Below are 6,589 nucleotides of genomic sequence, written 5' to 3' on the forward strand. Positions count from 1 at the left end.
CCTCAGTCCCAGTCCAGGCCGCCGCGCCGCCACACGTAGGCGTACGCAACGAAGACCGCGACGATGAACAGGACCATCTCCACGAAGCCGAAGATCGGCAGAGCGTCGAACGAGACCGCCCAGGGGTAGAGGAAGATGATCTCGATGTCGAAGACGATGAAGAGCATCGCCGTCAGGTAGAACTTGATCGGGAACCGCCCGCCGCCGACCGGCTGCGGGCTGGGCTCGATGCCGCACTCGTAAGCCTCGAGTTTGGCCTTGTTGTAGCGACGGGGACCGGCGAAGCGGGCGGCGCCAACGGAAAACAGCGAGAACGCCGCGGCGAGGGCGAACAGCCCGATGATCGGTGCGTAAGGCGAGAGCGACATCGTTTTCTCCTGCTCGTCCTTCCCTGCCCTCGGTGCTTGACGAAAATCACACTATTCACGTCCCTCGCAGTGGCAGTCGGCGGGGGTCGATCTTTGTCAGCGTCGGGGCCGTGACCAGCGCCGATGCCGTCCTACTTATACGGCTGGGGCGGCCTTCGTCATCGCGTTGATGACCCGATCCATCGCGTCCCCGCCACGCGGGTCGGTCAGGTTGGCCAACAGCTTGAGCACGAAACGCATCAGCGTCGGGTGCGGCATGCCGTGTTTGGTGGCGATCCGCATGATCTCGGGGCGGCCGATCAGTTTCACGAAGATGCCGCCCAACCGGTAGTAGCCACCGAGCCGGGCCTTCAGCTCGGCCGGGTACGCCAGCAGAGCACGCTCCCGTTCCGGGCCGGCCGGCCGGGCGAGAGCCTGGACCATGACCTCGGCGGCCAGTTCGCCGGACTCCATCGCGTACGCGATGCCCTCGCCGTTGAACGGGTTGACCATGCCGCCCGAGTCGCCGACCAGCAGCACGCCCCGGGTGTAGTGGGGCACCCGGTTGAAGCCCATCGGCAGCGCCGCTCCGAGGATCGGGCCGTCGGCGTTGGTCTCGTCGGTCATCCCCCAGTCAACCGGCGTGTTGGCGAGCCAGTCGGTGAGCAGCCGGCGGTAGTTGGTCTTGCCGAACGCCGAGGACGAGTTGAGCACGCCGAGCCCGACGTTGACCCGTCCGTCACCGAGACCGAAGATCCAGCCGTAACCGGGCAGCAGGTTGTCGCCGCTGTCCTTGCTGCGCAGTTCCAGCCAGGACTCCAGGTAGTTGTCCTCGTGCTTGGCCGGCGAGTTGTAGTAGCGGCGGACGGCCACACCGATCGGCCGGTCCTCCCGCTTGGCCAGCCCGAGCGCGAGCGGGAGCCGGCCGGAGACGCCGTCCGCCGCGACGACCAGCGGGGCGTGGAAGGTGGTGGGCTCCTTGCCCGGCCCGACCTCCGCCTCGACGCCGGTGACGCGGCCATCGCCGTCGAGCACCGGGCCCAGCACGTTGACGCTGGTCCGCAGCTTCGCGCCGGCGGCAACCGCCCGCTGGGCGAGCAGGTCGTCGAAGTCCAGACGCGTACGCACCAGACCGTAGTTCGGGAAGCTGGCCAGCTCCGGCCAGTCCAGTTCGAGGCGCACCCCGCCGCCGATGACCCGCAGGCCGCGGTTGTGCAGCCAGCCCGCCTCGGGCGAGGTGTCCACACCCATCCGGATGAGCTGGCGCACCGCGCGCGGGGTCAACCCGTCGCCGCAGACCTTCTCCCGGGGGAACTCGGTCTTCTCCAACAACAGCACCCGTACGCCGTGCCGGGCCAGGTGGTACGCAGTCGCTGATCCACCGGGACCGGCACCCACGACAATGACGTCGGCGTCATGTTCAACCGCGGTCATTCGCGCCTCCTCCCGCACGCTCGTGAAATGCTTCACAAGCCAGACGGGACGAGTGTATGACCGGCGTCATACCAGCGCAGGATCAGGGGTACCTAACTCGCCGATGTGACAGCTCATCACCGTCCACAGCAGTCAGGTGTCAGGCCGGGCTGGCGGCGTCCAGGCCCGCGTCGACCCGAATTGTCTCCGGCAGATGCTCGCGGAGCGCCCCACCCGCCGCCCGGTCCAGTGCCGCCAACACCTCGGCGACCACCTGCCGGACCTCCACCGGGTCGGCCCCGGCCAACTCGCGCAACTGGGCGATGAGTTCGGCCGCGTCGTCGTCGGTGGCGGCCACCGGGACCGCCGGGTCTGCTCCGGTCATGCGATCGAGCGTACCGGGCAAAGTGGACTAAAGCCCGATATTAACGAAACCTGAATAATGTCCGTGCCGGCTGATGTGGCCCGTCCGCTACTCGCGGATCCCCCGGTGCAGGGCCACCACGCCGCCGGTCAGGTTGCGCCACGCCACGCGCCCCCACCCGGCCGCGGCCACCCGGCCGGCCAGCGCGGACTGCGCCGGCCAGGCCCGGACCGACTCGGCGAGATAGACGTACGCCTCGGGGTTGCTCGACACCGTGCGGGCCACCACCGGCAACGACCGCATCAGGTACGACAGGTAGACAGTCCGGAAGACCGGGTTGACCGGGGTGCTGAACTCGCAGACCACCAGCCGGCCGCCCGGCCGGGTCACCCGGGCCAGCTCACGCAGCGCCGCGTCGGTGTCGTTGACGTTGCGCAGCGCGAAGGAGATGGTCACCGCGTCGAAGCTGGCGTCGGCGAACGGTAGCCGCAGCGCGTCTCCGGCCAGCAACGGCACCTCGGGCCGGGCCCGCTTGCCGGTGTGCAGCATGCCCAGCGACAGGTCGACCCCGACCGCGTACGCCCCGGACTGGGCCAGCTCACGCGTCGAGACGCCGGTGCCAGCGCCCACGTCCAGCACCCGCTCGCCCGGCCGCAGCCCGAGCGCCGCCCGGGTGGCCCGCCGCCAGGATCGGTCCTGGCCCAGCGAGATCACCGTGTTGGTCAGGTCGTAACGCTCTGCCACGCCGTCGAACATCGCGGCGACCTCGTGCGGCTGCTTGTCCAGACTGGCGCGCTGGCCCTGCGGGGTACGGCTCACCCCACCACTCTGCCAGCCGCCCGCCAACCGACGTTCGCTGGGTGGGGCGGCACGCGCCCCGTACGCGAAAGGGCGGGGTGGTCGCCCACCCCGCCCTCGCGTCGTGCCCGCGTCCATGACACCTCGGTCAGAACGCCTGTCGCCATCGCACCCCTCGCGGTCGCACCGCTCGTACGCGCCGCTGGTCAGGGCACCGGTGTCAGTCGGTCGACTTCTCGTCGGTCGGCGAGACCAGGACCACCTTGCGGCGACGGGTGAGCACCAGCAGCGCCCCGCCCACCAGCAGGATGACCACGCCAATGCCACCGATCAGGCCGACCTGCACACCGGTCACCGGCAGGCCGCCACCGCCCGAGCCACCACCGGTGGAGCCACCACCGGTGGAGCCACCACCGGCGCCCGGCGAGACCGTCGTGCCCGGCGTCGTCGTACCGCTCGGGATCGGCGTCGGGGTGGCCGTAGCGGTCGGGGTGAATGTCGCGGTCGGCGTGACAGTCGCGGTCGGCGTCGCCGTCGGGGTGACCGTCGGCGTCGGGGTCGGAGTGACAGTCGGCGTCGGGCTCGGCGTCTCCGTGGGAGTGACAGTCGGCGTCGGGCTCGGCGTCTCGGTCGGGGTGACCGTCGGCGTCGGGGTCGGCGTCTCGGTTGGCGTCGGCGTCTCCGTCGGGGTGGCCGTCGGCGTCGGGGTCGGCGTCTCCGTCGGCGTCGGCGTCGGCGTCGGCGACTCGGTCGGAGTGACAGTCGGCGTCGGCGTCGGCGACTCGGTCGGAGTGACAGTCGGCGTCGGCGTCGGCGACTCGGTCGGAGTGACCGTCGGCGTGGGCGTGGGCGATTCCGTCGGGGTGGCCGTCGGCGTGGGTGTCGGCGTCGGGTCGACTGCCAGGTCGACGAAGACGTCGAAGATCGCCTGGTTGTCGCCCTCGTCGATCTCGGTGAAGGCCTTCCGCTGAGCGGCGCTGGCCCGCCGCGGCTGCTCCTCGGGCTTGCCGGCTGCCACGTCCAGACCGTGTGCCACCAGCTCGCCGACCCGCAGCACCGGCTCGGTGACGTCCTTGCCGACGGTCACCTTGATGTCGGCCGTGTAGTAGTCACCGGGCCGGATCACCGCGCCGTCGTCCTGACAGAGCGCCTGAGCGACGCCGAAGGTCTGCGTGGTGCACGTGTCCGGCAGGGTGTCGAAGGTGACGCCCGCCGGGAGGGTGAGCACGTAGGCGAGGCCGGTGGCCTTGCGGCTGCCGTCGTTGTAGACCGCCCAGTCGACCGGCACCGTCTCGCCCGGCCGCACCGGCCGAAGGTCGGGGTCGTCGCCGTTGACGCCGTTCACCACGACGTTCGCGTTGACGTCCTGCACCCAACTGGTCAGGTCGTACCCGGGCTCGGTGACGGTGATGTCGTGCTCGACCCTGTTGTCTTCCTCGTTGGGGTCTTCGGTAGCCGAGCGGATGGTGACCACCAGAGTGCCGGCGGCGCCCTTACCACCGGTGGAGAAGATCGGAATACCGAAGTCCTCGCTGGTGCCGGCGGCCAGGTCGCCGAGGCGGCAGGTGAACTTCTTGCCGTTCACCCGGCAGCCGTCGGGCACCACGACCCGGACCTTGTTCGTCTTCAGCTTGCTGGTGTCCACTGTGTAACTGACACCCTTGGCGTCTTCCTTGCTCCGGGTGTTGTCGACCGAGAACTTGAACGGCTTGCTCTTGGCCTCCGTGACACCCTTGGCCAGGTTGTAGCTGAGCGGCACCAGGGCCAGATCGGCCTCCTCGGCCGCCAGCACTGGGGCGGCCACGGCGGCGATGCCGCCGGCCGCGAGCAGCGCCACGACACTGGCGCGCACCAGCGTCGAGCGGTGGAACGCTGTCATCAGTCCCCCGGGGGTAGGGAAGAAAGAATGGTTGCGGAACGAGCGGACGCTATCGGAGGCCGATCTTCCACGCCAGCAGGCGGAGCCGTTTTCATCCGTCCGGTCCGAGCTGGGCAGACAGTTCGGGCGGGATGGTCACCCATCCCGCCCGTACTGCCGTGCGTTATATGAACGACCCGCAGCGGGTCGATGGAGGACAGCCCCGTCGATCGACGGTGGTGACGAACATGAGCCGGGACGCTAGCCGCCGACGATCATCTCCACCAGCCCCGCACCGGACAGGCTGACGCTGCGGCGGCGGGGACCACCCGTACCGCTTGGGTGATCCGGCGGGAGCATGAGCGTCGATCAGCCGAACGGCCGGGTGTCGACAGTCAGCTGACGTCCACCAGGGGCAGGGACTTCCCCGCGCCACCGCCGGGCAGCGCGATCGAGGAGAAGTGCGAGACCACCCGCTCGTCGGTCGGGTCGTCGGCCGGCGTGTGGTGCACGGCGAGCCGGTTGTAGAGGGTGTCGCGCTGCGCGGGGATCCGGTCCGCCGAGCGGATCATGCCGATCAGCTCGTGCAGGTTGGAGCGGTGCCGGGCACCGGCGGAGGAGATGACGTTCTCCTCCAGCATGATCGAGCCGAGGTCGTCCACGCCCATGTGCAGCGAGAGCTGCCCGACGTCCTTACCGGTGGTCAACCAGGACGCCTGGAGGTGCGGCACCGTCTCGAAGAAGAGGCGAGCCACAGCGACCAGGCGCAGGTATTCCAAGGTGGTCGCCTGGGTGCGGCCCTTCAGGTGGTTGTTCTCCGGCTGGTACGTCCACGGGATGAACGACCGGAAACCGCGGGTGCGGTCCTGAACGTCGCGGATCATGCGCAGGTGCTCGATGCGCTCGGCGTGCGTCTCGCCGGTGCCCATCATCATGGTGGCGGTCGACTCGATGCCCTGCCGGTGGGCCAGCTCCATGACCTCCAGCCAGCGCTCGCCCGACTCCTTGAGGGGCGCGATGGCCTTGCGGGGCCGCTCGGGAAGCATCTCCGCGCCGGCGCCGGCGATCGAGTCCAGGCCGGCGGTCTTGATCCGGGCGATGGCCTCGTCCAGGCTCACCCCGGAGACCTTGGCCATGTGCAGGATCTCGCTGGGGCCGATCGAGTGGATGACCAGCTGCGGGTACGCCTGTTTGACCGAGGAGAACAACTCCTCGTAGTACTCCACGCCATAGTCCGGGTGGTGCCCGCCCTGGAGCATCACCTGGGTGGCGCCCAGCTCGACCGCCTCGCCGCACCGGCGCAGGATCTCCTCGGTCGGGTGGGTCCACCCTTCCTTGTGCTTGGGCGCACGGTAGAACGCGCAGAACTTGCACGCCGTCACGCAGACGTTCGTGTAGTTGATGTTGCGGTCGATCAGGTAGGTGACGACGTTGTCCGGGTAGCGTCGCCGACGCACCGCGTCCGCCGCCTCGCCCAAGGCGTGGAAGGGCGCCTCGGTGTAGAGCAGCAGCGCCTCCTCGGGCGTGATCCGCCCGCCGTCCGCGCCGCGCTGCAGGATGTCGTCGATCTCCCGGCTCACCGTCACACCCCGAGCCTACGTCGCCCGTTCCAGGGCTGGCGCTCCGCTCCGCATCCCGTGACGCGCACCCCAAGCGGCGCTCCGGGGGCAGCGAGCTGTCCGGCGGCTAGATCTTGGACACTTTCCGTTCCGCGGGCGGGCTCAACTGGTGGTTGCAACACCCTTCCGTGATCTTCGTTGGGGTGGTTATGGCGTTGAGGTTGAGCCCGCTGGAGCGGGAGCAGATCGG

The 6,589-nt window shown here is 69.6% G+C and carries 5 protein-coding genes and 1 pseudogene; all 6 read right to left on the bottom strand.

Going from position 1 to position 6,589, the window contains the following annotated elements:
• Window positions 1-2: 2 nt before the first annotated feature.
• The gene (locus ABZS40_RS18695) at window positions 3-368 is read right to left on the bottom strand and encodes an NADH-quinone oxidoreductase subunit A (RefSeq protein WP_007454588.1); all 366 of its coding nucleotides are present in this window, start codon (window positions 366-368) and stop codon (window positions 3-5) included.
• Between the two features lie 135 nt (window positions 369-503).
• Window positions 504-1,781 carry a geranylgeranyl reductase family protein gene (locus ABZS40_RS18700; RefSeq protein ID WP_354944458.1) on the bottom strand — a complete coding sequence of 426 codons (1,278 nt, stop codon included), beginning with the start codon at window positions 1,779-1,781 and terminating at the stop codon, window positions 504-506.
• A 139-nt stretch (window positions 1,782-1,920) separates the two neighbouring features.
• On the bottom strand, window positions 1,921-2,145 hold the full coding sequence (locus tag ABZS40_RS18705) for a hypothetical protein (RefSeq protein ID WP_354944459.1): 225 nt from the start codon (window positions 2,143-2,145) through the stop codon (window positions 1,921-1,923).
• Between the two features lie 87 nt (window positions 2,146-2,232).
• Entirely contained in the window at window positions 2,233-2,943 is a 711-nt protein-coding gene (locus ABZS40_RS18710) for a demethylmenaquinone methyltransferase (RefSeq protein WP_308193194.1), read from the bottom strand.
• A gap of 802 nt (window positions 2,944-3,745) precedes the next feature.
• Window positions 3,746-4,801: pseudogene (locus ABZS40_RS18715) on the bottom strand (cell wall anchor protein); the annotation flags it as partial.
• A 374-nt stretch (window positions 4,802-5,175) separates the two neighbouring features.
• Entirely contained in the window at window positions 5,176-6,366 is a 1,191-nt protein-coding gene (gene mqnC, locus ABZS40_RS18720; RefSeq protein ID WP_112585678.1) for a cyclic dehypoxanthinyl futalosine synthase, read from the bottom strand.
• Window positions 6,367-6,589 lie beyond the last annotated feature (223 nt).

The sequence above is a fragment of the Micromonospora sp. NPDC005324 genome (assembly GCF_040607155.1).
GTDB classification, from domain to species: Bacteria; Actinomycetota; Actinomycetes; order Mycobacteriales; family Micromonosporaceae; genus Micromonospora; species Micromonospora trifolii.

Coding starts and splice junctions, on each gene's coding strand:
- ABZS40_RS18695 (WP_007454588.1), bottom strand. CDS start 368: ATGTCGCTCTCGCCTTACGCACCGATCATCGGGCTGTTCGCCCTCGCC.
- ABZS40_RS18700 (WP_354944458.1), bottom strand. CDS start 1,781: ATGACCGCGGTTGAACATGACGCCGACGTCATTGTCGTGGGTGCCGGT.
- ABZS40_RS18705 (WP_354944459.1), bottom strand. CDS start 2,145: ATGACCGGAGCAGACCCGGCGGTCCCGGTGGCCGCCACCGACGACGAC.